General features: G+C 51.7%; 28 protein-coding genes. 11 read left to right on the forward strand and 17 right to left on the reverse strand.

The window, feature by feature from the left end; genetic code table 11:
• Positions 1-478 precede the first annotated feature (478 nt).
• The 6 genes from ACFOTD_RS25090 to ACFOTD_RS25115 form a co-directional block, all read right to left on the reverse strand.
• A complete protein-coding gene (locus tag ACFOTD_RS25090) occupies positions 479-844 on the reverse strand; it encodes a hypothetical protein (RefSeq protein WP_378122684.1) in 366 nt (121 codons plus the stop codon).
• A gap of 32 nt (positions 845-876) precedes the next feature.
• The gene (locus ACFOTD_RS25095; RefSeq protein WP_378122685.1) at positions 877-1,266 is read right to left on the reverse strand and encodes a hypothetical protein; all 390 of its coding nucleotides are present in this window, start codon (positions 1,264-1,266) and stop codon (positions 877-879) included.
• Between the two features lie 14 nt (positions 1,267-1,280).
• Positions 1,281-1,526, reverse strand: coding sequence for a hypothetical protein (locus ACFOTD_RS25100; protein WP_378122686.1), 246 nt, complete (start codon positions 1,524-1,526; stop codon positions 1,281-1,283).
• Positions 1,527-1,573: 47 nt separating this feature from the next.
• A complete protein-coding gene (locus ACFOTD_RS25105; protein WP_378122687.1) occupies positions 1,574-1,867 on the reverse strand; it encodes a hypothetical protein in 294 nt (97 codons plus the stop codon).
• Positions 1,868-2,001: 134 nt separating this feature from the next.
• Positions 2,002-2,568, reverse strand: a complete 567-nt coding sequence (locus ACFOTD_RS25110; protein WP_378122688.1) for a dihydrofolate reductase family protein — start codon at positions 2,566-2,568, stop codon at positions 2,002-2,004.
• Between the two features lie 201 nt (positions 2,569-2,769).
• On the reverse strand, positions 2,770-3,741 hold the full coding sequence (locus tag ACFOTD_RS25115; RefSeq protein WP_378122689.1) for an aldo/keto reductase: 972 nt from the start codon (positions 3,739-3,741) through the stop codon (positions 2,770-2,772).
• A 230-nt stretch (positions 3,742-3,971) separates the two neighbouring features.
• Between ACFOTD_RS25115 and ACFOTD_RS25120 the strand changes: the two genes are divergently transcribed.
• Positions 3,972-4,322 carry a MarR family winged helix-turn-helix transcriptional regulator gene (locus tag ACFOTD_RS25120; RefSeq protein ID WP_378122690.1) on the forward strand — a complete coding sequence of 117 codons (351 nt, stop codon included), beginning with the start codon at positions 3,972-3,974 and terminating at the stop codon, positions 4,320-4,322.
• A gap of 138 nt (positions 4,323-4,460) precedes the next feature.
• Here the strand turns inward: ACFOTD_RS25120 and ACFOTD_RS25125 are convergent, their stop codons facing one another.
• Both ACFOTD_RS25125 and ACFOTD_RS25130 read right to left on the reverse strand, forming a co-directional pair.
• A complete protein-coding gene (locus ACFOTD_RS25125) occupies positions 4,461-4,583 on the reverse strand; it encodes a hypothetical protein (protein ID WP_378122691.1) in 123 nt (40 codons plus the stop codon).
• 50 nt (positions 4,584-4,633) lie between these two features.
• Entirely contained in the window at positions 4,634-4,993 is a 360-nt protein-coding gene (locus tag ACFOTD_RS25130) for a MerR family transcriptional regulator (RefSeq protein WP_378122692.1), read from the reverse strand.
• A gap of 117 nt (positions 4,994-5,110) precedes the next feature.
• Here ACFOTD_RS25130 and ACFOTD_RS25135 point away from each other — a divergent pair, with 117 nt between their 5' ends.
• On the forward strand, positions 5,111-5,749 hold the full coding sequence (locus ACFOTD_RS25135; protein WP_378122693.1) for a nitroreductase family protein: 639 nt from the start codon (positions 5,111-5,113) through the stop codon (positions 5,747-5,749).
• 72 nt (positions 5,750-5,821) lie between these two features.
• Here the strand turns inward: ACFOTD_RS25135 and ACFOTD_RS25140 are convergent, their stop codons facing one another.
• The 4 genes from ACFOTD_RS25140 to ACFOTD_RS25155 form a co-directional block, all read right to left on the reverse strand.
• Positions 5,822-7,396, reverse strand: coding sequence for an ABC-F family ATP-binding cassette domain-containing protein (locus ACFOTD_RS25140; RefSeq protein WP_378122694.1), 1,575 nt, complete (start codon positions 7,394-7,396; stop codon positions 5,822-5,824).
• 78 nt (positions 7,397-7,474) lie between these two features.
• The gene (locus ACFOTD_RS25145) at positions 7,475-8,257 is read right to left on the reverse strand and encodes a transporter substrate-binding domain-containing protein (RefSeq protein WP_378122695.1); all 783 of its coding nucleotides are present in this window, start codon (positions 8,255-8,257) and stop codon (positions 7,475-7,477) included.
• Positions 8,258-8,284: 27 nt separating this feature from the next.
• Positions 8,285-9,061, reverse strand: coding sequence for an amino acid ABC transporter ATP-binding protein (locus ACFOTD_RS25150; protein WP_378122771.1), 777 nt, complete (start codon positions 9,059-9,061; stop codon positions 8,285-8,287).
• A 26-nt stretch (positions 9,062-9,087) separates the two neighbouring features.
• Positions 9,088-9,765, reverse strand: a complete 678-nt coding sequence (locus ACFOTD_RS25155) for an amino acid ABC transporter permease (protein ID WP_378122696.1) — start codon at positions 9,763-9,765, stop codon at positions 9,088-9,090.
• Positions 9,766-9,882: 117 nt separating this feature from the next.
• Here ACFOTD_RS25155 and ACFOTD_RS25160 point away from each other — a divergent pair, with 117 nt between their 5' ends.
• A complete protein-coding gene (locus ACFOTD_RS25160; RefSeq protein ID WP_378122697.1) occupies positions 9,883-10,245 on the forward strand; it encodes a winged helix-turn-helix transcriptional regulator in 363 nt (120 codons plus the stop codon).
• Here ACFOTD_RS25160 and ACFOTD_RS25165 read toward each other — a convergent pair.
• Positions 10,191-11,678, reverse strand: coding sequence for a hypothetical protein (locus ACFOTD_RS25165; RefSeq protein WP_378122698.1), 1,488 nt, complete (start codon positions 11,676-11,678; stop codon positions 10,191-10,193). The two genes, ACFOTD_RS25160 and ACFOTD_RS25165, sit on opposite strands and share 55 nt — an antisense overlap.
• Positions 11,679-11,860: 182 nt before the next feature.
• The gene (locus ACFOTD_RS25170; protein ID WP_378122699.1) at positions 11,861-12,457 is read right to left on the reverse strand and encodes a TetR/AcrR family transcriptional regulator; all 597 of its coding nucleotides are present in this window, start codon (positions 12,455-12,457) and stop codon (positions 11,861-11,863) included.
• A 208-nt stretch (positions 12,458-12,665) separates the two neighbouring features.
• Here ACFOTD_RS25170 and ACFOTD_RS25175 point away from each other — a divergent pair, with 208 nt between their 5' ends.
• Together ACFOTD_RS25175 and ACFOTD_RS25180 are read left to right on the forward strand one after the other, a co-directional pair.
• Positions 12,666-13,415, forward strand: coding sequence for an SDR family NAD(P)-dependent oxidoreductase (locus ACFOTD_RS25175; protein ID WP_378122700.1), 750 nt, complete (start codon positions 12,666-12,668; stop codon positions 13,413-13,415).
• Between the two features lie 118 nt (positions 13,416-13,533).
• Positions 13,534-13,827: a hypothetical protein gene (locus ACFOTD_RS25180; RefSeq protein WP_378122701.1), complete on the forward strand. Its 294-nt coding sequence runs from the start codon at positions 13,534-13,536 to the stop codon at positions 13,825-13,827.
• Between the two features lie 117 nt (positions 13,828-13,944).
• Here ACFOTD_RS25180 and ACFOTD_RS25185 read toward each other — a convergent pair whose 3' ends face one another.
• Positions 13,945-15,030, reverse strand: a complete 1,086-nt coding sequence (locus ACFOTD_RS25185; protein ID WP_378122703.1) for an AI-2E family transporter — start codon at positions 15,028-15,030, stop codon at positions 13,945-13,947.
• A gap of 184 nt (positions 15,031-15,214) precedes the next feature.
• On the opposite strand from ACFOTD_RS25185, the gene ACFOTD_RS25190 reads away from it, so the two are divergent.
• The 3 genes from ACFOTD_RS25190 (at position 15,215) to sigJ (ending at position 17,516) form a co-directional block, all read left to right on the forward strand.
• Entirely contained in the window at positions 15,215-15,880 is a 666-nt protein-coding gene (locus tag ACFOTD_RS25190; RefSeq protein ID WP_378122704.1) for an NAD(P)H-dependent oxidoreductase, read from the forward strand.
• Positions 15,881-15,910: 30 nt separating this feature from the next.
• Positions 15,911-16,558, forward strand: coding sequence for a peroxiredoxin-like family protein (locus ACFOTD_RS25195; protein ID WP_378122705.1), 648 nt, complete (start codon positions 15,911-15,913; stop codon positions 16,556-16,558).
• A gap of 103 nt (positions 16,559-16,661) precedes the next feature.
• A complete protein-coding gene (gene sigJ / locus ACFOTD_RS25200) occupies positions 16,662-17,516 on the forward strand; it encodes an RNA polymerase sigma factor SigJ (protein ID WP_378122706.1) in 855 nt (284 codons plus the stop codon).
• A gap of 140 nt (positions 17,517-17,656) precedes the next feature.
• On the opposite strand, the gene ACFOTD_RS25205 is transcribed toward sigJ, so the two are convergent.
• On the reverse strand, positions 17,657-18,160 hold the full coding sequence (locus ACFOTD_RS25205; RefSeq protein WP_378122707.1) for a hypothetical protein: 504 nt from the start codon (positions 18,158-18,160) through the stop codon (positions 17,657-17,659).
• A 218-nt stretch (positions 18,161-18,378) separates the two neighbouring features.
• Here ACFOTD_RS25205 and ACFOTD_RS25210 point away from each other — a divergent pair, with 218 nt between their 5' ends.
• The 3 genes from ACFOTD_RS25210 to ACFOTD_RS25220 all read left to right on the forward strand — a co-directional run bounded on the left by ACFOTD_RS25210 (position 18,379) and on the right by ACFOTD_RS25220 (position 22,089).
• The gene (locus ACFOTD_RS25210; RefSeq protein ID WP_378122708.1) at positions 18,379-20,295 is read left to right on the forward strand and encodes a serine hydrolase domain-containing protein; all 1,917 of its coding nucleotides are present in this window, start codon (positions 18,379-18,381) and stop codon (positions 20,293-20,295) included.
• 708 nt (positions 20,296-21,003) lie between these two features.
• Complete coding sequence (locus ACFOTD_RS25215; protein ID WP_378122709.1) at positions 21,004-21,438, forward strand: hypothetical protein; 435 nt, start codon at positions 21,004-21,006, stop codon at positions 21,436-21,438.
• A 159-nt stretch (positions 21,439-21,597) separates the two neighbouring features.
• Positions 21,598-22,089, forward strand: a complete 492-nt coding sequence (locus ACFOTD_RS25220) for a VanZ family protein (RefSeq protein ID WP_378122772.1) — start codon at positions 21,598-21,600, stop codon at positions 22,087-22,089.
• A 225-nt stretch (positions 22,090-22,314) separates the two neighbouring features.
• Here the strand turns inward: ACFOTD_RS25220 and ACFOTD_RS25225 are convergent, their stop codons facing one another.
• Positions 22,315-23,181: a sulfurtransferase gene (locus ACFOTD_RS25225; protein ID WP_378122710.1), complete on the reverse strand. Its 867-nt coding sequence runs from the start codon at positions 23,179-23,181 to the stop codon at positions 22,315-22,317.
• Positions 23,182-23,197: the final 16 nt, after the last annotated feature.

Consider the following 23,197-nt stretch of genomic DNA (forward strand, 5'->3'; position numbering starts at 1 on the left):
CTTTTTTGAAAAATTTTATAAGATTAGGCTTCATGTAAGCCAATTTATGCAGCGGATCAACAAGCATCCGTTGCAGACCATTGATCGTCTGCTTGTTCGGTTATGATATTAATTGCGGTCTATATAGTTTCCCGAACCCATCATTTCCGTCAACCACTCTATTCCATTGTCGATCCGCCATATAGGTATCAATATATCTAAAATCCAGCTTAGAATCTTCTAACTGCCTTACTAATAGTCGAGGCCCCTCGTAAGGATACTTCACTTCATTTTGTACAATATTTAAATCACACACAGAAGTCCATCCGTAAATATGATTTGAACATTTAGAATCTCTAATAGAAAGCACAAAATGATACATACTTAAAAACTTGTTATTTTTACTACACAATCGTGCATATTCAGAACAATGATCATCCCATGTCCTTATCATAGCCATTCTCCAATGACAGTTTTTCATTCTAGACACAAAACACAGTTACTGAATGAGGTTCCCATTCCAATCAACGAAAACGAGTTGTTCTTTTGGACTCAGGCACCACTCGATAATCTTCTTAACAAGTCCAGGCGTGATAACTTGGTCATCCCAAGTCGGCGTTTGGACTCTTACCCACCCCGTTCGATCATGGTTCTCTAAGCCGACAAACTCCAATCCCTTTATTACAATATGCGGCGTTTTATTTTCAACTGACTGAGCAACGAGGAACGATACTATAAATTTCTTATCTTCGGAGACAATATTAAGGCTCATCCGCCCGTAATCTTCATCGTTTTGTTGAACATACCAAAAGTAAGACCTGCCGTTGTGCTCAAGCTTTCGTTTTCCTTTTTGTGCTACTCCCATCTGCTTGTCACCTCCACCGATTGCGATACTCGTTATATTGAAGAGCTATCAACACCCCATACTACGAATTCTCCGTCTATTGTATTTGCAAAAATAGTAATCTCCAATCCCAGGTAATCCTCTTCGCCTGCAGGCAAATATTCAGTTAATCTGGTTTCAAACATGATTTGAACGCCTTGCGGATTTAAGCTTTTAATGTAGGAGATAGAATCAATATAACAATTTCCAGACAGTTTACTGCGAATCGGAAATGAATCTTCCGAACATAATTGATCGTCATTAATATAATTAAATATTTCTTGATATATAATCGTTGATATTTCGTTCCATCGTTTAGATAGTCCCTCAAATTCCGTTAAATGAATACCGTCATAAAATCTAATTTTGGATTTTATTTCTTTTTCTATTAAATTTAGATTCACATCACGCACATCCTTTATAAGTCTTCCTTTGTCTTTTTGTTTTGTCTGTAACGCAGTATGGCAAAAGGTAGGTTCACTACTCCAAGAATAAAACAAGATATAATAGGAATAAGTTGAGGAATGGTGGGATAATTCGGTTTTCCGTCTCCTACAGGTCCTGTTTTAGGTTGATGGATATCCCACAAACCATACAAAAGACCAATAACGGGTATCAAGATACAAGTCACGCTTGCAACGATATAAATCACATATTTGTTCATCCTCACTCTCCATCCATCTCAATATTTATACTTAATCCCGAAATGCCTTAATAAACACTTTTGAATTTTATTGAAATGCGTCCATCTTGTTCCTTGGTCCAAATGACAAGATAATAATTATCAAATTGGCTATGAAGCAATTCTCTTGGAGTTCTTTTAAATTTGTGAATTTCAAGTCCATTTTCTATATCGAATAACCAACCACTTAAATCTTCAACATACATTCCTGTATGCGGGTCAATAAAATCTCGTCCCTCGCCAGTATCTAAAAAGAATTCTTTTCCTTGTTCACGCGCTTGATCTCGGACATAACGAATATACGTGTCAGAGTCTAATTCCATGTGACTCACCTCAACGATTTCGTAAAATGAATTAAAACTCCTTCTTTTTAGCCAAACAGCCTGCCGGATCCCGCCGGCAGGCTGTTGAATTAAAGTAAAGCTTCCGCTCGAGCGGAATACTTTATACGTCTCATTTATTTCTCCACCGCGTAGCGCGTCGCGATAATGCCCGAGTTAAATGTTCGGCTGGACAGCAGCTTGAGCCGGATTTTTTCGGCGCCGTCGAATGCCGACTTTCCGCTACCCAGGACGACAGGACAAATCGTCAGCAGGAACTCATCGATCAGGCCGAGCTCCAGCAGCGTCTTCGCAGCCCCAGGGCTACCGAAGATTACGAGATTTTTGCCCGGCTGCTCCTTGAGCGCCTTGATCTCCTCTGCGATATTGTCCTTGATCAACATCGTATTGTTCCATTCCGCCTTGTCCATCGTGCTGGAAATGACGATCTTTTTCACATCCTGCACCCACCTAGCATGCTCTAAGCTGTGCGTTGACTCGTTCGGATCGTCCAGCACCGTCGGCCAGTAGCTCTCCATCATCTGATACGTCGTACGTCCGTATACGGGAGAGCCGACTTCGGCTACGACCTCCTCGGCGTATTTCTCAAATTCCTCGTTGTACGGAATCCAACCCAGTCCTCCGTTAGAATCTGACGCATACCCATCCAAAGACACATGCATGAACAATACGAGTTTTCTCATGTCCGTCTCTCCTTCGATTTCGAATTTATCTTGTTCGATTTTTTGACAGTTGCCGCGTATTTTGCCCTGCTGTTACGTTTACTATAAATCATTACGTAGCGTAATGTTCAAGAGGGAGTCTAATTTTTTTTAGCAGACAACCATGTTCGGAAGATAACAAAAAAAACAGCCGCCCAAGCTGGACGGCCGCCGGTTTTCTGCTTACACGTATGAATGCGGTATATATAGCTCTTCCAATCGGGTAATTTCTTCAGCAGTCAATCGAACCGACAGTGCCGCAACGGCATCTTCAAGATGACCGCTCTTCGTCGAACCGATAATCGGAGCGGTCACCTCTTCTTTTTGCAGCAGCCAGGCCAGCGCGATTTGCGCGCGGGGAATTCCGCGGTTAGCTGCCACTTCCGCGACTCTGTCCGCCACTTTGCGATCGGCCTCTTCCGTTCGACTAAATAGCGCCTTTGCCACCTGATCATTCTCCGATCGGTCGGTCTGCGCATTCCAATCCCTGGTTAGCCTCCCTGCAGCGAGGGGCAGATAAGGAGTGACGCCGACGCCCTGGTCTTTGCAGAGGGGGAGCATCTCCCTCTCTTCTTCACGATAGAGCAGGTTAAGTCGATTCTCCATCGAGATAAACCGCGTCCAGCCATGGCGCTCGGCGACATGCTGCGCTTTCGCAAACTGCCACGCCAGCATGGAGGATGCCCCAAGGTATCTGACTTTTCCCGCCTTAACGAGATCATGTAACGTCTCCATAGTCTCTTCGATCGGCGTATTCGAATCCCAACGATGGATTTGGTATAAGTCGACATAGTCCGTTCCAAGCCGTCTGAGACTGTTATCGATTTCGCTCAGGATCGCTTTACGGGAAAGTCCCATTGCATTCGGACCTTTGCGCATCGGGACGAATACTTTAGTAGCAATGACAACTTCGTCACGACGGGCGAATGCTTGCAAGGCACGTCCCAGGATTTCTTCGCTGGTTCCATCGGAATACATATTGGCTGTACTGAAAAAGTTAATGCCTAAATCCAGTGCCTCCTTAATGATCGCTCTGCTTTGCTCTTCATCCAACGACCAAGGCGTATTGCCGCGTTCCGGCACGCCGAAGCTCATCGTTCCAAGACTGAGCTTCGACACCTCTAATCCGCTGCGTCCAAGCTTTACGTATTCCATCTGATTGCACACTCCTTCGTCTTCTCAAGTTGACATATCAACCAAATGACCAAACCAGTCCCTTAAGTTGATGCGTCAACCAACACAACTACGATAACTGATTGCGGTTGACGTGTCAACCATGCTATGATGATGGCATGAACAGGAATGAGCTAAGCGAAGAAGAAATGAAAATATGGAATATTTGGAAAGGTTCCTTCAAACGGATCTTTGGACGTGTCATCAAGGACATGTCCGAACATACCGGCCTGTCCGAGGGCGACTTCGGCGTTTTGGATCGTCTAGTCCAATTCGGCAACGGCACGCTTCGCCAGCAGGAATTAGCCGACTCGATGGACTGGGACAAGAGCCGCTTATCCCATCATTTGACGCGCATGGAGAAGCGCGGACTGGTGCTGCGAAAACCGTCGGACACAGAGCGCGGCGTTGAAGTGACGATAACCTCCGCCGGCAAGTCGGTGTTGGAGGATGCGCTCCCCATCGTATCGAAGGCGATCCGCGAGCATTTTCTCGATCAATTAACCGATCAGGACATCGAGTCGATTACGAAGCTGTCGGCGAGAACCAGGAACCGAACGTAGTGACGTGACCGACGCTTCCGGAACTGGCGTATTTGCCTCCGTTTGTAGCCATCACTTCAGGCACCACGCTTGCCACGTATTAAATTAGCCAAATAAAAGCAGAAGCCGACGGCTCCTGCTTTTATCGTATTATCGGCCTTACTTCTTACTCGCTTGCTCCACAAGGATAATCGCCATTAAATCCGCTTGCTTCATGACCGTGATCGGATCGCTCTGCAGGAACATGTCGTAATCCAGTTCGGCGACGCGATCGTTTTGCACGGCTGGCAGATGGCTCCAGATTCCGAGCCCGCATGGACAAGGTGTCCCGCCTAACACTTCGTTTGAAACTTCGCTTCTCCATCCAGGATAGCCTTCAAAAACGCCTTCGATTTTTTCAGTTGCCGCTGAAGATTTTCGATTTCCGCGAGCTTCTGCTCCACCACTTTTTTCTTGGCCTCGGCTGAAAAAGGATGCTGCTGATCGACCAGCAAGCTTAACTCTTCGATTGAAAATTCTACGGACAGAAGTGTCTTCACGTCATTGAGATAGTCGACGACCTCCTCCGAGTATATGCGGTAATTATTCGGATCCCGTTTAACGAAGGTGTCCGGGATTATGTTTTTGCGTTCATAGAATCTCAAGGTGGAGATCGGCAGACCTGTCATTTTAGAAACGTCATTTATTTTCATGATGAGCCTCTCTTCTACCTGTTGCTATGAACTTAAGTTCATAGTTCATAATGCGAATAGGATAACCAATGGCGCATGCCAAGTCAATAAATCAGGGTTATACGAGGGAGCGATTATATGTTTAAAAATATCCAAAGCAACGATTTTACCAGCATTGTGACGGGCCGGCGTTCCGTTCGCAACTATGACGAAAACGTTAAAATATCGAAAGACGAGCTGCGCGAGATCATTTCCGAAGCCAGCCTGGCTCCTTCCTCTGCCAATATGCAGCCTTGGCGCGTCGCGGTGGTCGATACCCCGGAGGGAAAAGAAAAACTTCGACCGCTTGTACGTTTTAACACGCTGCAAAACGACACTTCATCCGCCATGCTCATCATTTTCGGAGATATCCAGAGCTACGCCTATGCCACAGAAATTTACGATGCGGCGGTGGAGCAAGGTAAAATGCCGGCAGAGGTGAGAGACAGCCAGCTGAAAACGATCCTGTCGATGTTCCCGACGCTGCCTAGAGAACTCCTGGTTGAAGTCGCCAAAATCGATAGCAGCCTATTTGCCATGCAGCTCATGCTGGTCGCTCGCGCGCACGGATACGATACGAATCCGATGGCGGGCTTTGAAACGGATCAGGTGGCCAACGCATTTGATTTGGACGAGAAACGCTATGTTCCGGTCATGATTATTTCCATTGGAAAAGCCAAAGAAGAAGGGTATGAATCCGTTCGATTAGATTCGGAGAAAATCACGTTCTGGAGATAATACGAATAGAAGCGCTAAGAGGGCCGCAACAGCCTGCCTCCCGGCAACCTGTCGCGGCCCTCTGGCTCGCGTCTATAAACTTTGCTCGGTCACTCCCGTTAACGGATCGAAGGTCAGCATCTTCGTCCCGATCTTGTCGATGAAGAAGCGATCGTGGCTTACCGTAATGACCGCGCCTGGAAAATGAATCAGCGCCTGCTCCATCACCTGAATGCTCGTGAGATCCAGATGATTGGTCGGCTCGTCCAGGATGATCACGGCCGCACCGGAGAGAAGACACTTGGCCAGTGCCACCCGCGCCTTCTGCCCGCCGGACAGATCGCCGATGACCTTGCTTAGATCTGCCTCCGAAAATTGCAGCATGGCCAGGAATTTGTTCACCTTTTTACGGGGAGCGTCCAGTCCCAATCCGTACGTATTCACCGCGTGGCTGACGGTATCCTTAGGATCGAGCTCCCCCCACATCCGGTTGAAGTACGCGTAACTGACGCCCTTCTCCCAGACTACCTCTCCGGACTCTGGCTTCTCCTGCCCGGTAAGCGCCTTGATGAGCGTAGACTTCCCGCTTCCGTTAGGCCCCACGATGACCAAGCGGTCTTCCTTCTGAATATCGAAGCTGACATTCTCGAAGATCTGCCGCCCCTCGTAGGTCTGCCCGATCTTCTTCGCTTCGCATAGCTTGTCCGGAAAGCGCAGCCTCTCGTAAATATCGGTAATCAGCACGTTGACGGGGTGCGGCTCGATTCGCTTTTTGTTATCCGCCAGCTTGCGCGAGAGCCGGTCCTTAGAGCCCGACTTCCTGTTCGCGCGGTCGTCGATCGCCTCGGACTCCATGAGCAGCAGCTCTTCCTCCCACTCGAACTGACGGTCCAGCTCCTTCTTGCGCATCTTCTTTTTGCGAACGTAATCGGTGTAATTGCCTTCGTACTCCTGAAAATGATAATTCTCGATCTCGATCGTGCGCGTAACGACCTTGTCGATGAACTGCCTGTCATGGGACACCAGAATCATGGCGCCCTTGAACCGGTACAGCCACTGCTCCAGCCAAGCGATGCCTTCTATGTCCAAGTAATTGGTCGGCTCGTCGAGCAGCACGACGTCGGGCAGCTGGATCAACATCTTCGCGAGCGCGGCGCGGTTGCGCCACCCGCCTGACAACTCATCGATCGGCTGATGGCGCGACCTGTCGTTGAATCCCAGCTTCGTCAGCACCGTGTTGATCTCGACGGACACGTTCCAGCCATCGAGATGCTCCATTTGCTCGAATAACTCCGCCTGCCTGGCGAGCAGCCCGTCCATCTCTTTGTCGTCGGTAACGGTACCCAGTTTATCCCCGACCTCTTGCAGCTCCCGTTCGATCGCCGCGACCTGCTCGAAGCACGCCTCCAGCTCTTGTTGAACGGACAGGCTGCCCCTCAACTCCGAGAACTGCGAGAAATATCCGATTTTCACCTGGGGATCGATCTCTACCTTGCCGGACGTCGGTTCCTCCTGCCCCAGGATGAGCTTGAATACCGTCGACTTGCCGGCGCCATTCCGTCCGATGAGACCGATCCGCTCTCCTTGCATCGCCCGAAAATAAATATCGCGAAAAACCATCGAATCTTCGTACTTCTTCGTGACGTTCTCCAAACGTATGACGCTCATGCCGATCACCTCTCCGGTTGCAACTTCTAAGGTGATTATAACATTGTTGATCGAAGGAGATCGGCCACGCGCGTCATTTTACAGTTTTACGCCCTCGGAAATGTCCTTGCCAAAGTATTTCGTCGAAATCCGGGCGTAGGTGCCGTCCGCGTGCATCGCCTTCAGCGCTTCGTCGAAGGCCGCTATCGTATCCGCATTCCCCTTCCGGAACAGGAATGCCGCGGTCTCGAGATCTTCGGACTGGTCGACCACTTTGATCTTGAGATCGGGCCGCTTTTTCTGCAAGTCCAGGAAATACAAGCTGTTATAGATGAGCGCATCGACCCGCTTCGATTGCAGCAGCTCGACGGAGTCGCCGTTTTCCGGCACTAGCGTCGCCCCGTATTTTAACGCAAGCGCCCCTTGCACGGATTCCGCCAGCCCGTTCGTCTTCTTCCCCTTCAGATCCGCGAAGCCGTTGATCTCCTTGTTCTGCTCGAGCACGATCAGGGTCAGATTGGAAAATTGATAGGGATCGGAAAAGTCGTACTTCTTCTGCCGCTCCTCAGTGATGGACAGCTGCGGGATCGTGTCGAAGCGGCCGCCGTCCAGGCCCGAGAACATGCCGGCGAACTCGACCTCGGCAAACTTCACCTTCAGGCCGATCCGCTTGCCGACCTCATTGGAAATATCGATATCGAAGCCGGTTAAGCCGTTGGCGTCGTGGAACGAGTAAGGCGGATACGTGCCGGTGGTGGCGACGACGATCTCCCCTTTTTTCTTTAACTGCGCAAGCGTGCTGGCGGTTTGGGCCTTGTCGGCGCTGCATCCGCTCAGGAGCAGTCCTGCCGCAACCATGAGATACATCATTTTTCTGAACAAGATGAACCATCCTCCGATAATAGAAAATTAGATCGAATACGCAGGAATAAGCGATGCGACACCCGGTGCCAGACGGCTCACGAATTGCCGTACTCGTTCCTGACGGGAATGCACGAAGACCGCCTCCGGGGTTCCGTTCTCCAGGATCGTGCCCTGGTCCATGAACAGCACCCGGTCCGCGACCCGGCTGGCGAATTCCAGCTCGTGCGTCACGACGACAAGCGTGATGCCGGAGCGGCTCAAGGCGCGCATGACCTCCAGCACCTCGCCGACCAGCTCCGGGTCGAGCGCCGAGGTCGGTTCGTCGAACAGGAGAATCTGCGGCTCCATCGACATCGCCCGGGCGATGCCGACCCGCTGCTGCTGTCCGCCCGACAGCTGGTACGGATAGCGGTCCCGGAAGGCCGCCAGGCCGACGTGCTCCAGCAGCGCGACGGCGCGTACCTGTGCGTCTGTACGGGTTAACCGGCGGGCGGTGATCGGGCCGACCATGACATTCTCGAGTGCGGTCATATGGGGAAACAGGTGGTTCCCTTGAAAAACCGTACCGGTCTGCCGGCGGAAGTCCAGGATTTCCTTCGGGTTCGGCTTGTCCGCTTGCGAGAAGCGAAGCTGCGACTCGCCGAGGCGGATGCTCCCGCCGGTCGGAAGCTCCAATAAGTTGATGCAATTCAGCAGCGTCGACTTGCCCGAGCCGGACGGCCCGATCACGACCGTCGTCGTCCCTTGGGACAGCTCCAGGTCGATCGCCTTAAGCACCGGTACGTCGCCGAATTGCTTCGTTAAGCCTTGAAGGGTAAGCAGCAGGATCGCCCCCTCCTTCCTTAGGTTTAGGTCTGATAGGCGCCAAGCCGCCGCTCCAGCCGGGACTGCCAGATCGTCAGCGCGGAGCAGAGAACGAGATAATACGTGCCTGCGATCAGATACAGCAGCATCGGCTCGAAGGTCGAGGCGGCGATGAGCTTGGCGGCGCCGAACAAATCGGGGATCGTCACGAGCGCGGCTAACGACGAGGTTTTAAACAGCGTGATGAACTGATTGCCGAAGCTTGGCACGCAAATCCGGAACGCCTGCGGCAAAATCACGCGGAAGAGGTTCTGGCTCCGGGACATGCCGAGCGCGTAGCCTGCACGCCACTGACCGCGCGGGATCGACAGGATGGCCGCCCGCATAATCTCCGACGAATAGGCCGCCTCCGAGATCGTCAGGCTGATCACGATGCTGGCGAACGGCGACAGCAGCATGCCTAGGCTTGGCAGACCGTAGAATATGAGAAAGAGCTGCACCAGAATCGGCGTACAGCGAATGATCCACACATACACCCGGGCGGGAACCCGGGCATAAGGGTTGGCCGATAAGCCTGCGAGGGCGATAACCAGCGCAAATACGAGTCCTAACGCGAAGGAGAGCAGCGAGATCGGAATCGTATACAGGACCGTCCCCTTCAGCAAGGGCTGCAGCGACATGGAGATAATCTCCATGATGCGGTCTAAACGATCTGAAGCCATGAATGTCACCTCGAACCTGCGAGTGCCGGGAGAAAACGATTGAAGCGGCTCTGCCGTTTTGCTAAAATATTGGGTAAATAAATGGAATTACTCGGTTTTATAAATGGGGGGACCCGCATGATTCAGTTCAGGGATAAAGAGTACCGCTGCGCCTCCGAGGTCGCGATGCAGCTCGTAAGCGGCAAATGGAAGATTCTCATCCTAAGCCTCTTGAACGACCAAACCTTCCGGTTCGGCGAGCTGCAGAAGCTCATGCCCGGCGCTACCCACAAGATGCTGACCGAGCAATTGCGCGACCTCGAACGTGACGGGCTGGTCGTACGCAGCGTGTATCCCGTGGTCCCGCTCAAGGTGGAGTACGATCTGACGGACCGCGGCAAGCGGCTGGTCCCCATACTCAAGCAGCTGTGCGAATTCGGGGCCGATTATATCGACAGCTTCCCGGCCGACGCCTCGGCGACAGAGGACCAGCGCGCCTGATCCTGCCCGGGGCGGAGGAGAAACTTGGCGCCGAATCGCTTGCCTGCGTTTTTTGCCGCCTCAAGCTCTTCTGCATCTCCGCGTTCGAGAACAATGACATTTTCCGGGTAGAGTTTTCCCAGCAGCGCCCTCGTCACGAGTTCATTTCCTCCGGTCGCGATCTCATGCGTTCCCGCTTCGTTCGTCACCAGTCCCGAAAGAGAGAAGACAGCGTCCGCGGCGTGATGTGCGATATCGAGCTTCTCATGCGCCTGGGACGCGCCGGCCGGCTTCTTTTCTGCAGAACCTGCACGGTAATGAAATCGATGGCCCCGAAAAATTTGGCCCAAGTCGACGTTATAGGTATCGGTATCGGTGTCGGCACCCGCAGACAGCTGGAACGTAATGACCGCCTCATCGTTGCCGATCAGGGACGCCTGCAGGCTCGCTTCGGCGATGCCGCCCAACTCCGCCTCTCCTCCCCTGCTCTCCCGTGAACCGGGCCCCAGCTGCGATCGCGGCGCCTTGTAATAGTCGGGATATTCATACGCAAAAGCGATCGCATCCCTTTCGCCGGACTCGACTGTCTGCACCGGGTACCACCGAAGAAGATAACGCGGCGCCTCCGCCAGTTCGGTCCCCAGGCTAGCCGGCAGAATCGTCCCGTGCCGATACTGAAAACCATAGCCGCCGGCAGCCAGCTCCGGCGCCAGCAGGCTTGCCGCATAGCGAACGAGCGACTTGTGGTCCAGCGGCCTGGCCAGCAGCTGCGAGAGGAACGCGGTATGCGCTTGTTCGGTATACCGCAGCCCCCGGGATGGCCGCGCCGTCAGCGCAAGCGGCACCTCCTGCCAATTCTCGAACGGGAGAAGCGCGTCACGGAGGAGAACGATCTCGTGCAGGTACTCGTTGAACAGCTGCATGACGGATGGGCCGCCTGCCGGCCCCGTGAGCATATCGGTCACCTCGTGCGTCCAGAGATGATTATCGCACCGGCTCCGGAATACGAGACGCCCAAGCACCTCATCGCCGAGCTCCTGTAATCCGCGTGCTTCGCCGTCGAACGCGCGGGCCCACTGCGATAGCGTCATCCCGATCCGGCTGGCCTGCTCGGACAGCTCTAGCCTCCCATAGTCGCTTAGCTCCAAGGCGGCCAGCGGAAGCGCCGTTTCCCGCCCGGCTATTGCGAGCGTGTTCTCGATATTCGCCAGCAGCGCTTCGCGATTTGCCGACTCCCCTAATTGAACGGCGATTGCTTCGAGCAGCACGCTTAACGCCTTAACGATCTCTCTGGCTGTGTACACGCCGTTCGGAATGTCCCATTCCCACAAGCCGTTGTCGGCGGACGGCTTCACGGTCTCCCCGCCCGGTCCGGCATTCTGGCCGGCGGCAGCTTCCAGCCGGGTCCCCCAGACGATCCTCTGCTCCCCTACATCCAAACGATACGATGACATGCGGCACCTTCCTTTCTATTGGGATCATCCTATCACAGCTATTCCGATGCGGATAGAATGCACTTTTTCGAGCGATAGGCACGGTTTGGTAAGATAGTTCCCGAACGGGAACTATGCCTCGTTGCAAAAAAATACATCGCCCTGGCGCTGAGCCGCTTGGCGATGTATCTTCGACGTTTAACTTATTGGGGCGAACCGGGCCAGAGCTGAAGCGCCATATCTACCACATGCCGCAGCTTGGACTCGCTGGCGCCGGCCCCGCCCTGGACCGCAAGTCCTTGAAAAACAGTGCTGTAAAATGCGGCCAGACGATCCGCATCCACGTCCAATGGAATCTCGCCGTCTGTCTGCGCCTGCTTGAACCGTTCCCGCATAGCGGCTTCGCCGCCCGCACGTCTGGCATCCAGCTCATGCTTGACGGCTTGGCCCGCCTCTCCCGTCGAGATTGCGCCATGGATCGTCAGGCAGCCGCCCGGGGTCTCCGGATCCGTTGTTGCATGCGCCGCGCCGTACAATAAAGCTTCGATCATTCCGCGAGCGGTCGTCTGTTTAAAAGCGTCCATCATATAAGCGGCCGGACCTTCCGCATACCTGTCCAAAATTCGTAAAAAAAGCTGCTCTTTATTGCCGAACGCTTTATAGAGACTGGGCGTATTAATGCCCATCGCTTCCGTAAGATCGGAGATGGTCGTGCCCTCATAGCCTTTTCGCCAGAACAGATCGAGGGCCTGATCCAATGCAGTCTCGATATTAAAAGCGCGAGGTCTTCCTTTTGCCATCGCTTTCTCCTCCTGTCCGTCGATTTTATTTCAATTTAATACAGGTAGAAGTAGTTCTAATTATAGTGGAACAGTTCCACAGCGCAAACCGGCAAGATCATTTTTGACATTAATGTATCGATCGCTAAATTAATCATTGACAACCCGCCTGTTCGGATATATATTTAGCGTACGCTAAATAAATAACTAAACAACGGGAGTGAGTTCAATGGCAAAACTTCAAGGTAAAGTGGCAGTCGTTACGGGTGGAACATCGGGGATCGGATTGGCGACCGCGCAGCGGCTGGTCAAAGAAGGCGCATATGTGTACGTCACCGGTCGTCGTCAGGCTGAACTCGATGCGGCCGTAACGGCAATCGGTTCGAATGTAACGGGTGTCCGGAGCGACGTGTCCCAGCTGGCCGATCTGGATCATTTGTACGAAGTCATTCGCAGCCAGCATCGACAAATCGATGTTTTGTTCGTAAACGCAGGCGGCGGCGAGTTCGCTCCGTTGGGGGATATTACGGAAGAACATTACGAGAAGACCTTTAACATCAATGTAAAAGGAACGATCTTCACCGTTCAAAAAGCGCTGCCGCTCTTGAAGGACGGCGCCTCGATCATTCTTACCAGCTCTTCGGCCGCTTCGTCGGGCATGCCGGCCTTCAGCGTATACAGCGCCACGAAAGCGGCGATTCGCAGTTTTGCCAGAGGGTGGATCGTTGATTTGCAATCGCGCAAAATCCGGGTTAACGCCGTCAGCCCCGGCGTCATTCATACGCCCGGATTGACGGGACTGGCAAGCAGCGAAGAAGAATCGCAGCAGTTTTTGCAGCAAATGGCGCAGCAAATTCCGTTGGAGCGCGTAGGAAAGCCGGAAGAAGTCGCTAGCGCCGTCGTATTTCTGGCATCCGAAGACAGCAGCTTCATTAACGGTATCGAATTATTTATCGATGGCGGGCAGAACCAGATTTAAGCAGGTCCGCCCCGAACGCTCTCTAAAGCCTGCTTTTCGACCATGTACGCATGCGCCTGTCCTCTGCTGAATATCCTGCTAGTGGAATCTTAATCTACGCAGGAAAGGATGATTCTGTATGATTGGTGCACTGACGTATTGGATGGAGGTTGCGCTGTGGGTTGTGCTTGGCTCGATGGCGGTCGACTTCCTGGTCGGACTCTTCCAGTCGCTCCAAGGAAACAAGTTTGTTAACGCGAATGAAGCGGTTCTCGTCTATCTGAGGGAAATCGTCGTCTACTTGCTGCCGCTCCTCATACTGTCTGGTATCGCTTTGATGGACGAGACGGGTTGGATCGTGAAGACAGCTTATTATATAGGCGCCGTCGCCGTCGTCATCAAGTACCTGAAGGACATCAAGGCGAAGCTATAATTAAAGGCGAAGCTGTAACCGGCAGCCTCGCCCCCATCTCGGAACTCAGCCCTCTGCCGTTCAGGCGGAGGGCTTTTTGGCGTTCAGGAGAATGACATCCTGCGTCTTGGATCGCCGCTATTCTACGATCTCTTCCACCTTCTCCTGGAAGAATAGCTTGTAAATGTGCGTAAACAAAATTTTAACGACAATATAGACCGGGATGCTCAGCAGCATGCCCAGCACGCCTGCGAGATCGCCGCCAAGCAGCAGGAGCACGATAATGGTGACGGGATGAATCGCCATCGTCCGTCCGAAGATGATCGGCGTCAGAATATGATCCTGGATCTGCTGCGCAACCAGAATAATGATCAGCGACCAGAGCGCCAGCATGGGAGATTGCATAAAAGCGACAACGAGGACCGGAATAGCCGCCAGAATAGCGCCGATGTACGGAATAAAGTTCAGTACGACGGATATAAGCACCAGCAGCAGCGCGTATGGAAGCCCGATGATCAAGAAGCCGACGTACATGAGACCGCCGAGAATGATGTTCAGCACAACCCGGCTTACGATAAACGAACCGAGTGCTTCATCAATCTCCGACAGGGCCGCACGCCCTTCGGCCTTGTATTTGCGCGGCACCAGATACAACAGGGAATCCTCCAGCTTGCGCCCGTCCTTGAGCATAAAGAAGAGAATGACCGGCACGACCCCGATCAGCACGACGGCACGGGAAATGACGGAAATGATGCTCGTCAGGTACGTAGAGGCCCAAGCGCCGGCCTTCTGGGCGTACTCCGAAATGCGGGTTTCCAAATCAAACGACTCCGGCAGGACCGAGGAGACCACGCTCCCGTCTTCGGTCTGATCCTGAACCTGATCGCTCAGATCCTCCACGACCTTGGGCGCGTTGTTGATAAAGTTGTTCGTCTGATCGCGCAGCGTCGGCCACACCAGCCAGACAAACAGGGCGATTAAACCTGCAAACGCCAAATAGAGCAGCGTGACGGCAAGCCAACGCTTCATCCCCCGGTTATGTAGAAAGCCGACGATCGGGCGAAGAAGGTAATAAAGAAAGCCGGATAGCGCAATCGGCAGAAGCAGAATGTCGAACATCCGAACGATCGGCGCGAACATGAAGCGATCAAGGAAGAGAAGAAAGATCGCCAGCAGCACGAAAATAACGCTGAGAATGATTCGAAAAAACTTCGCATACGGCATGGCAGCCCCTCCTTTTGGCTCTATTACCCGCCGAATGAACGAACAGAAACCAGATGGCCGGCAGGAGAATTGCGCAGGAAGGCTTCCCATCCGATCCGCTCAGTCAAATTTATTTTGCTGCCGTTGTCACAAATCGGCGCCCTGCATTGTTATATGTGCAAATCGCAAAAGGAGTTGTTTTCACATGGTAGGGACGGAGAGCCAAAAACAAGAAATTTTGAAAGCTCATCAATTCAGGTTCGCTTGTAGGTCATTCGACCCGAACAAAAAGATTCCGGATGAAGATTTTCACTTTATATTGGAGACCGGAAGACTGTCTCCAAGCTCGGCAGGCCTCGAGCCTTGGAAGCTTGTCGTGATCCAAGATGCGGCGCTTCGTGAAAAATTAAAACCTGTAACCGCCGGTGCCCAAGGTTCTCTGCCTACCGCGAGCCACTTTGTCGTGATCTTGGCCAGACAAGGCTTAAAGCATGATTCCGCTCATGTGACCAAAATGGTGAACGACGTTCATCATTTCCCTGAAGCGCTTATTCCGCATTTCCTGGGTTCCTATCAAACCTTCGTGGAAACGGAGCTCGAAGACAACGATCGTCTCCTTTTCGAGTGGGCCAGCAAACAAACCTATATCGCATTGGGCAACATGATGACCGCCGCGGCTCAAATCGGCATTGATTCGTGTCCGATCGAAGGCTTTGACAGAAAACAGGTGACCGCTATTTTGCAAAATGAAGGAATTATTTACGGCGGCGATTTCGGTTTAGCCTGTATGGTCGCTTTCGGATATCGTCAAGAGGATCCTAAACGTCCGAAGGCAAGGCAAACGCTCGATGAAATTGTGGAATGGCGGTAAACGATTCCATTTTAAAGGGAGTGTTGCACCGTGGCGATTAAACCGTTATTGGATCAAGCGAAGGAACATTTTATCGCTGTCGCGCCAGAAGAAGTGCAATCGCAGGTTTTTAGGCACATCAAGGAGCAGCAGGCGTCCGGTGTCGTCTTCGGTTTGCAGGAAGGGGACCCAGCACCGAATTTTACGCTGGCTAGCCCGCTTGGAGAGCGCGTGAATCTATATGACGAGCTTGCGAAAGGACCGGTCGTTCTGACCTTTTACCGCGGCAGCTGGTGTCCGTTCTGCAATCTCCAGCTTCGGGCTTACCAGCAGTTGCTGCCGGAGATCGGGAGGCTTGGCGGGCAACTGATGGCCGTGTCGCTGCAAAGCCCCGACAACTCGCTGTCCCATCAGGAGAAGGAGAACCTCACCTTCCGCGTGTTAAGCGATTCGAACGGCCATGTCGCTGACAGCTACCGGGTGCTGTACGAATTGCCCGATTACTTGCAGAACCTCTATGAGAAATCCGGTATGGATCTCGCCAAGTTCAACCAAACGGACCGGTGGATTCTACCGATTACGGCGACGTTTATCGTGGATAAGGGAGGCATCATCCGCCGCGCGCACGTGAATCCGGACCTCATGAAGCGGATGGAGCCGGAGGATATTATCGATCAATTAAAGAAGCTGACCGAATAAGAAAAATGAGAACGCCCGCCTGTACGCTTGCGTATAGGCGGGTTTCTTTGGAAAATAAAGAGGCGAATATAGGGATACGCCCCAGGAAAGGGTGAGACGGCAAATGGAGGAACTGTACGATCAATACAAGGCGCTCCTGTTTACGCTGGCCTATCAGTTGACGGGATCTGCGGCGGACGCGGAAGATGCGGTACAGGACGTATTTATCAAGGCGGGCGAGCTCCATCCCGAGCGCCTGGAAGAGCCGAAGGCGTATTTGTGCAAAATGGTCACCAATCGCTGCCTCAACCTGCAGAAATCGGCGCGGAAGAAGCGGGAAACGTACGTCGGTCCCTGGCTCCCCGAGCCGATTCGGACGCAGGAGGCGGATTCGCTCGAGACGGCGGTCGTCCGCCGCGACCTGCTGTCTTACGGTATGCTCGTGCTGCTGGAGCGGCTGACGCCGACAGAGCGGGCGGTGTTTGTCCTGCGCGAGGCGCTGGATTTCGATTATCCCGCAATCGCCGAGCTGCTCGGCAAGCAAGAAGCGAATTGCCGGAAGCTGATGAGCCGGGCAAAAAGCAAGTTGGAAATATCAGAGGAGGAGCAGGTCGCGGCCGCAGCGGTCGATGTGGATTGGGTGAGCCGGTTCCTCTCTTCCCTCGAGCAAGGAAACGTCGATCATATGCTGTCCCTGCTGACCGAAGACGTCATGTTCGTCTCCGACGGAGGCGGCAAAGCGGTTGCGGCCCTTCGCCCGGTACAAATGCGCGTTCCCGTGGCCCGTTTCTTGCTCGACGGGTTCAAAAGCGTCGTTCAGGCGAATCTCCGCTTCGAGGCTGCCCAGCTCAACGGCGAGATGAGCTTGATACTCCGTTCGGGGGACGAAGCCGCGGGGGCTCTGTTCGTACAGCTCCAAGGCGGGCAATTTGCCAGGATCTTCGTTGTACGAAATCCGGATAAGCTAACCCGGGTATGAAAAACGAGGGCAGGGGCGGCCGCGGATCCTCCCCCCTCCTCTCTGTACATGAATCAACAAGAAACAAGCAACCTCAGTTCTCTAGAGGCGTCCTCGAATTCCTTTTCATATAACCGGTCCGTAGTGTTGAAGATTATCAATTATGCATCCGTACGTATTACGAAAAGATATTGTTTTTGTTGCTTCCCCCAACTGGCCATAATGGTAATCCCTCTAAAATATTTCTTTGATTTATCGAATTGCGAGCTTAATGAGGAGGCCGGTTTTTTTTGAAAAATATATTCTGAAACCCCATCTTCAATGGGGAGTGGCGTTACGGAGGACAAATCATCAGGATAGATATACTCACCGTTCGAGTGTAGTAAGCTGTCGCTTACACTAACTTTGTCCGGAGACGAATTTCCGAAATTAATCGTTATTTTATCCTGCATTTTTATATATTTAATATGCGTTAAAGGTTCTTCTTGAAAAGCGAATTTATATCGATAATCTTGTCCGTTTTCTGATTCGGAAGGGTTATACATAACATAATCAACTGATTCTCCCCCGACAGTTAATGTCATTTTCCGGTTATCGTCATTCACTCTGCACCCCGTAATTCCCATTACTATTATTAATAGTAATGTGCTTAAGACATATTTCAAAGTACCTCCCCCTCCATGTTATCAACTTATTCTTTGCCCCCCGTCGCTTCGTCTTGGTGAACTTGTTGGAACTTCCATTATAGTAAATAATACATATTTTTGTTGATTAAAAATGATGCAACTGCTTGTACCTTTTACAATATGCTACGGTCAAGTTTGAGATCTTTTGTTAAAATAGGGGGACTGCCGGAATTTACCTGCCTGGAGGAGAGGTTTTATTGTTAAGAAAAGGATGTACGATTGTGTTCTCCATGCTACTGTTTTTGTGCGGTAGTATCGCAGCATTTGCAGCAGAGGACGCTACCGTGGGAACAGATGGGGCAACGCCTTCCGGAATTCCGCTAAGCGGTTTGGAAGCTTTTGTCGACGATTATGTGAAAACGTACATAGGAAAACAAACCGTAGGCGCGTCGGTTGTTATCGTGAAGGATGGCCAGGTGGTGCTGTCCAAGGGTTACGGCTACGCAGACGCGGAGCAGCAGATTCCTGTCTCGACGGATACGGTCATGGAGTGGGGCTCCATCAGCAAGCTTGCCGTATGGGCGTCCGTGATGCAGCTGGCGGAACAAGGGAAAATCGATCTGAATGAGGATATCCGCAGCTATTTGCCGGAGAACTTCCTGACCAAGCTGAAATACGACGATCCCATAACGATGCTTCATCTGATGAACCACAATGCCGGGTTTGAAGAGTATATGTTCGATATGGCCTATCAATCCCCCGAGGAAGTACGGTCGCTGGAGGAGGGACTGCAGCTTGCCCAGCCCGCACAGATTTATAGACCCGGCGAGGTTGTGGCCTATTCGAACTATGGCAACTCGCTCGCTGCGTATATCGTGGAGAGAATAAGCGGTCAGCCTTTTCACGAATACGTACAGCAGCATATTTTTGACCCCCTGGGCATGAATCATTCCATTGCGCATTCCGTCGTAGAGGATCGCCCGGAATTGCTGGAGCATAAAGCCAAAGGTTATTTCTTCAAAGGCGAAGGTTCCTTCACCCCGGGATCGTGGAACTATATGTCCATGTACCCGAACGGCGGCAATAACGGCACTGCGGAGGATCTGGCCAAGTTTGCGATGGCCTTCCTCCCTCCGGCCGGACAACAGTCCCCTCTGTTCGAGAAACAGGGGACGCTGGGTACGATGCTGACGCAGAGCCATACCTCTGCTGAAGGAATGCCAGGCATTGCCCATGGATTCTGGGAATATCCCGGACAACACCGGACGCTCGGACATGGCGGGAACACGATTGCTTTTTCCACCAATATGCAGCTTGTGCCCGAAGACCGGTTTGCGATCGTCATTATGACCAACCAGGCCGGCGAAACTGATATTGTCCATGGTCTGACTAAAGCGATTGTAGGCACGCAGACGCAGGCGGAAGCTATCAATCTGCCGGATGTGTCGGAGGTTCGAGGCGAGTTCGTGGCTGCACGCCGCCCTGAACATGGCTTCATGAAGCTATTCCCCTATCTTACGATGATGAAGCTGAAGCCGCTGGGAGCCGATCAGCTCCAGATGACGCTAGCGGGCAGGACCGGAAGCTATAAGCAGGTGCAGCCTTACCTCTATGAGAAAGTGAGCGGAGACTCAGCGCTCGATGCCTGGCCCATGCTGTATGCGACTGTCAGGGATGGAGAGGTAAAGTCGATCTCGGTCTATACCTCCGATTATTTACCGCTGCCTGCAAGTAGATCCATGCCGGTGCTGATCCTGAGCGCCGCGCTGGCGGTGCTCGCCATCGTTTACTTTGTGATCGCTCCGCTTGTGTTGCTGATACGGGCAGTCTGGAACGCGCTGAGAGACAGAAAACGCCGCCCCGCACCTCGTACCGTGAGCCGAAAGCTGGTGGTTGGCCTCACCTTGACGGGTACCGGTATTATGGCGAACAATCTGATTCTTGCCTTGCGGATGCTCAGCAACAATGAGCGTGCCTATGCCGAAGTCTATCCGCAGATTTTAGTCAACTACGGTTTGACTGGGCTGGCTGCGATTTTGGTAGGTGCGCTGCTGCTATCCTGGAGGAAGAAACGCTCTGCTTCAACGGCGCTGTACAAGTGGTCGGCCATTCTGCCTGTTGCGATGATGGTTGTTCTGGTCGGGCAGCTTGTATTTTGGCAGTTCTATAGTTAGGTAGATAGGGTAAAAAGTTGGCCGTGTGCTAACTTCGGAAATGTAGAACAAGCCGCCATGTAGCCCGAGGGCTTTGGCGGCTTGTTTGCTGTAAGGATACGTTTATGCGTCCTTCGGGCTTCGTCGCCGGTGGCGATCGGGTCGTTGGGGGAGATGATCCCATCGCTTTTGCCGTCTTGCGGCATACATAAGACCAGATTGGAGGACGCCAAAATATGGCATGTTGCCCCGCTAGCGCCATTGCTCCATCGTCCTGGCAAACTAGCTCCCTCAAGCTCGAAATGGAGCGATAAAAATCGACACGGCGACCCATAAGCACCGCTGCATTGGGAGGAGGGGAGCGGCGGACTCAAGCAAGCAAACCAGGTCGAAATATTTGCGGTTCAGTAAGTCCCAAGAAATTACCTTTATAATTTTACAATTTTAGGCACAACGCCCTGTTTACACTTCAAACTCATAGTGATATTCTGCATTAAGATACAACTTTTGGCAACTAAGGTTTATATTATGCATAATTTTGCAAGGTGATAATAGGAAGAACCAATATCAGCTAACTTTGGACGGTGGGCTGATATTGGTTCCGTGAGCTACGTACAATGCGAAATGCATTGTACTAGTCCTCTCTATTTTATCATGCAGAATTAGCATATGCCAAGCAAGATGATAAGCTGGCCAGCTATCATAGATAAAATATGGGAGGCATCAACTATGAAAAAAACGCTTGTATCAGGTTTTACGGCATTAATTTTTATTTTTGTTATGGCTATACCTGTTTTTGCAAATTCTTCATCCTGGAATATTTATGACTATGATGGTAGATGGTTATATGGAAGTGTCAATCATGCTATGACCGCCGGTAATTTGAAGGTTACCGGTGAAGTGTGGAATGTCGGCGCTAATAACGGATCCGCACCAACCCCAAATCAGATTACAATCACTGTTTGGAAAGCAAACAGCACCGGAGGAAATACTTTGGTAGGTACTGGTTATGCCACGCCTCCATGGTCACAAGCAGCAACAGATAGCTTCGTAATAAATGCAGGTAGTGTAGTTGCTGGAAATTATAAGTTAAATTTCGACAAGGGTGGGGTTGATAACTGGATTATTGAAGGAACGGGTAAACTTGAGACCACCACTCCTTGATATTTTATAACCTATATGCTAACCCCAAATCATATTTGGGGTTAGTTGCTTCAACATCGGGATTACTAAATGAGGTGACTTTTAATGTTAGATTTTAATTACCTAGTAATGGGTTGTAGCTTATTTATTTATCTAGTTATTGTTATATTTCTTTCCTTAATGAAAAAAGGATTTATTTATATCATTTTCTTTTCTCTTTTTTATCTTTATCTAATCCAATCAGTCAAATATACATTCTTCCCCATTTTGTACAATACCGATGTATTTGGAAAAGAAACCTTCAGTCAAATGATCAGACAAATAAACTACAATCCCTTGAGCCTAAAACTAAACAGAGAAAATTTATTAAATATTTTACTTACAATTCCGTTCGGGTTTGGTATTAACTTCGTGTCTAAAATGCTCAGTAAGAATATGTTATTAACTAGTTTTATAGTTGGCTTTTCTATTGAAACAATTCAATTAATAATGAATATTATTTTAAAGATATCCTATAGAACTATCGATATCAATGATTCAATAATGAATCTTATTGGTGTTTTAGTTGGTTTTCTAGCTTATAGAATTTTTAAGAACATATTTGTAAAGACTGTCGATAAATTAGACATAGAAAAAGCCGGATTAATACAATATGTTTATAATCAAAAATAATCCTGACTTTCGTATTCCATAGGGTCAGCAGCAAATCAAATGGGGACGGGAACTCATTGTGGATTCTCGTGCCCCCCAACCCAAGAGACAACTCCATTCTCCATGTGAAACTTTGGCTATAGCAATTCCAATCGAGCCACTCGATGGTGTTGACTTCGAGCCATAAAAAAATACACCTCCCCGGTCTACAAGCACCGGATGGTGTATTCATTAATCTACATACTATTATACGTCTTTCGGTTCTTCTTCATCGCCGGTAGCAATCGAATTCCCCTCATAACTAATCCAATCACTCCAACTGCCCGAATAAAGCTTAACGTTGTTATATCCCGCCTCGCAAAGCGCCAGCACATTCGGCGTCGCCGAGATGCCGGAGCCGCAATATACGATGATCTCGCCGTCTTGCGGCAGATCGTCGAACCAGTCGCGAAGCTGCTCCGGCGACTTCCATGCCCCGCTCTCTTCCAGCGTGTCCTTCCAGAAGTAGTTCGCCGCGCCCGGGATGTGCCCCGCTACCGGATCGAACGGCGCCTCGCGCCCGGTGTACTGCGCCGCGTCACGCGAGTCCACCAGCGCCGCACCGCCCCCGGCGGATGCGGCGCGAACTTCTTCCACGCCGACGAGCCAATCGGCTCTGGGCACGGGCACGAATTCGCGCGGAGCCACGGCCGCTGCCGGCTCCGCAGACACATCGCCGCCGGCTGCCGTCCAAGCCGCATAGCCGCCGTCCAGCACTTGCGCGCGATCCGCGCCCAGGTAGCGGAGCAGCCACCACAGCCGCGAAGCGGCCGGTCCGTTGCCGTCTTCGTAGGCGACGACGGCGGTCTCGCGGTCGATGCCGAGAGACCCGAACAGAGAAGCGAGCCGCTCCGGCGACGGCAGCGGGCTGCGCCCGCCATGCTCTTGGGCCGGGTCGGTCAGATCGGCCTTGAAGTCGATGAACAAGGCGCCCGGCAGGTGCCCCTTCGCATAGGCATCCTTGCCATACGCCGGATCCTTCGGATTAAACCGCACGTCGAGCAGCACGATGCGCTCGCCGCCCGCCAATCTTTCCTGCACTTGCGCCACGCTCGCTATACTGGACAATGACATATCTTCCACGCTCCTT

The organism is Cohnella sp. GCM10012308, assembly GCF_042649185.1.
In the GTDB taxonomy this organism is placed as follows: Bacteria; Bacillota; Bacilli; order Paenibacillales; family Paenibacillaceae; genus Cohnella.

Coding starts and splice junctions, on each gene's coding strand:
- ACFOTD_RS25180 (WP_378122701.1), top strand. CDS start 13,534: ATGATTGGTGCACTGACGTATTGGATGGAGGTTGCGCTGTGGGTTGTG.
- ACFOTD_RS25110 (WP_378122688.1), bottom strand. CDS start 2,568: ATGAGAAAACTCGTATTGTTCATGCATGTGTCTTTGGATGGGTATGCG.
- ACFOTD_RS25190 (WP_378122704.1), top strand. CDS start 15,215: ATGGTAGGGACGGAGAGCCAAAAACAAGAAATTTTGAAAGCTCATCAA.
- ACFOTD_RS25115 (WP_378122689.1), bottom strand. CDS start 3,741: ATGGAATACGTAAAGCTTGGACGCAGCGGATTAGAGGTGTCGAAGCTC.
- ACFOTD_RS25120 (WP_378122690.1), top strand. CDS start 3,972: ATGTCCGAACATACCGGCCTGTCCGAGGGCGACTTCGGCGTTTTGGAT.
- ACFOTD_RS25130 (WP_378122692.1), bottom strand. CDS start 4,993: ATGAAAATAAATGACGTTTCTAAAATGACAGGTCTGCCGATCTCCACC.
- sigJ (WP_378122706.1), top strand. CDS start 16,662: ATGGAGGAACTGTACGATCAATACAAGGCGCTCCTGTTTACGCTGGCC.
- ACFOTD_RS25220 (WP_378122772.1), top strand. CDS start 21,598: ATGAAAAAAGGATTTATTTATATCATTTTCTTTTCTCTTTTTTATCTT.
- ACFOTD_RS25090 (WP_378122684.1), bottom strand. CDS start 844: ATGGGAGTAGCACAAAAAGGAAAACGAAAGCTTGAGCACAACGGCAGG.
- ACFOTD_RS25170 (WP_378122699.1), bottom strand. CDS start 12,457: ATGGCAAAAGGAAGACCTCGCGCTTTTAATATCGAGACTGCATTGGAT.
- ACFOTD_RS25155 (WP_378122696.1), bottom strand. CDS start 9,765: ATGGCTTCAGATCGTTTAGACCGCATCATGGAGATTATCTCCATGTCG.
- ACFOTD_RS25175 (WP_378122700.1), top strand. CDS start 12,666: ATGGCAAAACTTCAAGGTAAAGTGGCAGTCGTTACGGGTGGAACATCG.
- ACFOTD_RS25185 (WP_378122703.1), bottom strand. CDS start 15,030: ATGCCGTATGCGAAGTTTTTTCGAATCATTCTCAGCGTTATTTTCGTG.
- ACFOTD_RS25160 (WP_378122697.1), top strand. CDS start 9,883: ATGATTCAGTTCAGGGATAAAGAGTACCGCTGCGCCTCCGAGGTCGCG.
- ACFOTD_RS25225 (WP_378122710.1), bottom strand. CDS start 23,181: ATGTCATTGTCCAGTATAGCGAGCGTGGCGCAAGTGCAGGAAAGATTG.
- ACFOTD_RS25100 (WP_378122686.1), bottom strand. CDS start 1,526: ATGAACAAATATGTGATTTATATCGTTGCAAGCGTGACTTGTATCTTG.
- ACFOTD_RS25135 (WP_378122693.1), top strand. CDS start 5,111: ATGTTTAAAAATATCCAAAGCAACGATTTTACCAGCATTGTGACGGGC.
- ACFOTD_RS25140 (WP_378122694.1), bottom strand. CDS start 7,396: ATGAGCGTCATACGTTTGGAGAACGTCACGAAGAAGTACGAAGATTCG.
- ACFOTD_RS25165 (WP_378122698.1), bottom strand. CDS start 11,678: ATGTCATCGTATCGTTTGGATGTAGGGGAGCAGAGGATCGTCTGGGGG.
- ACFOTD_RS25105 (WP_378122687.1), bottom strand. CDS start 1,867: ATGGAATTAGACTCTGACACGTATATTCGTTATGTCCGAGATCAAGCG.
- ACFOTD_RS25215 (WP_378122709.1), top strand. CDS start 21,004: ATGAAAAAAACGCTTGTATCAGGTTTTACGGCATTAATTTTTATTTTT.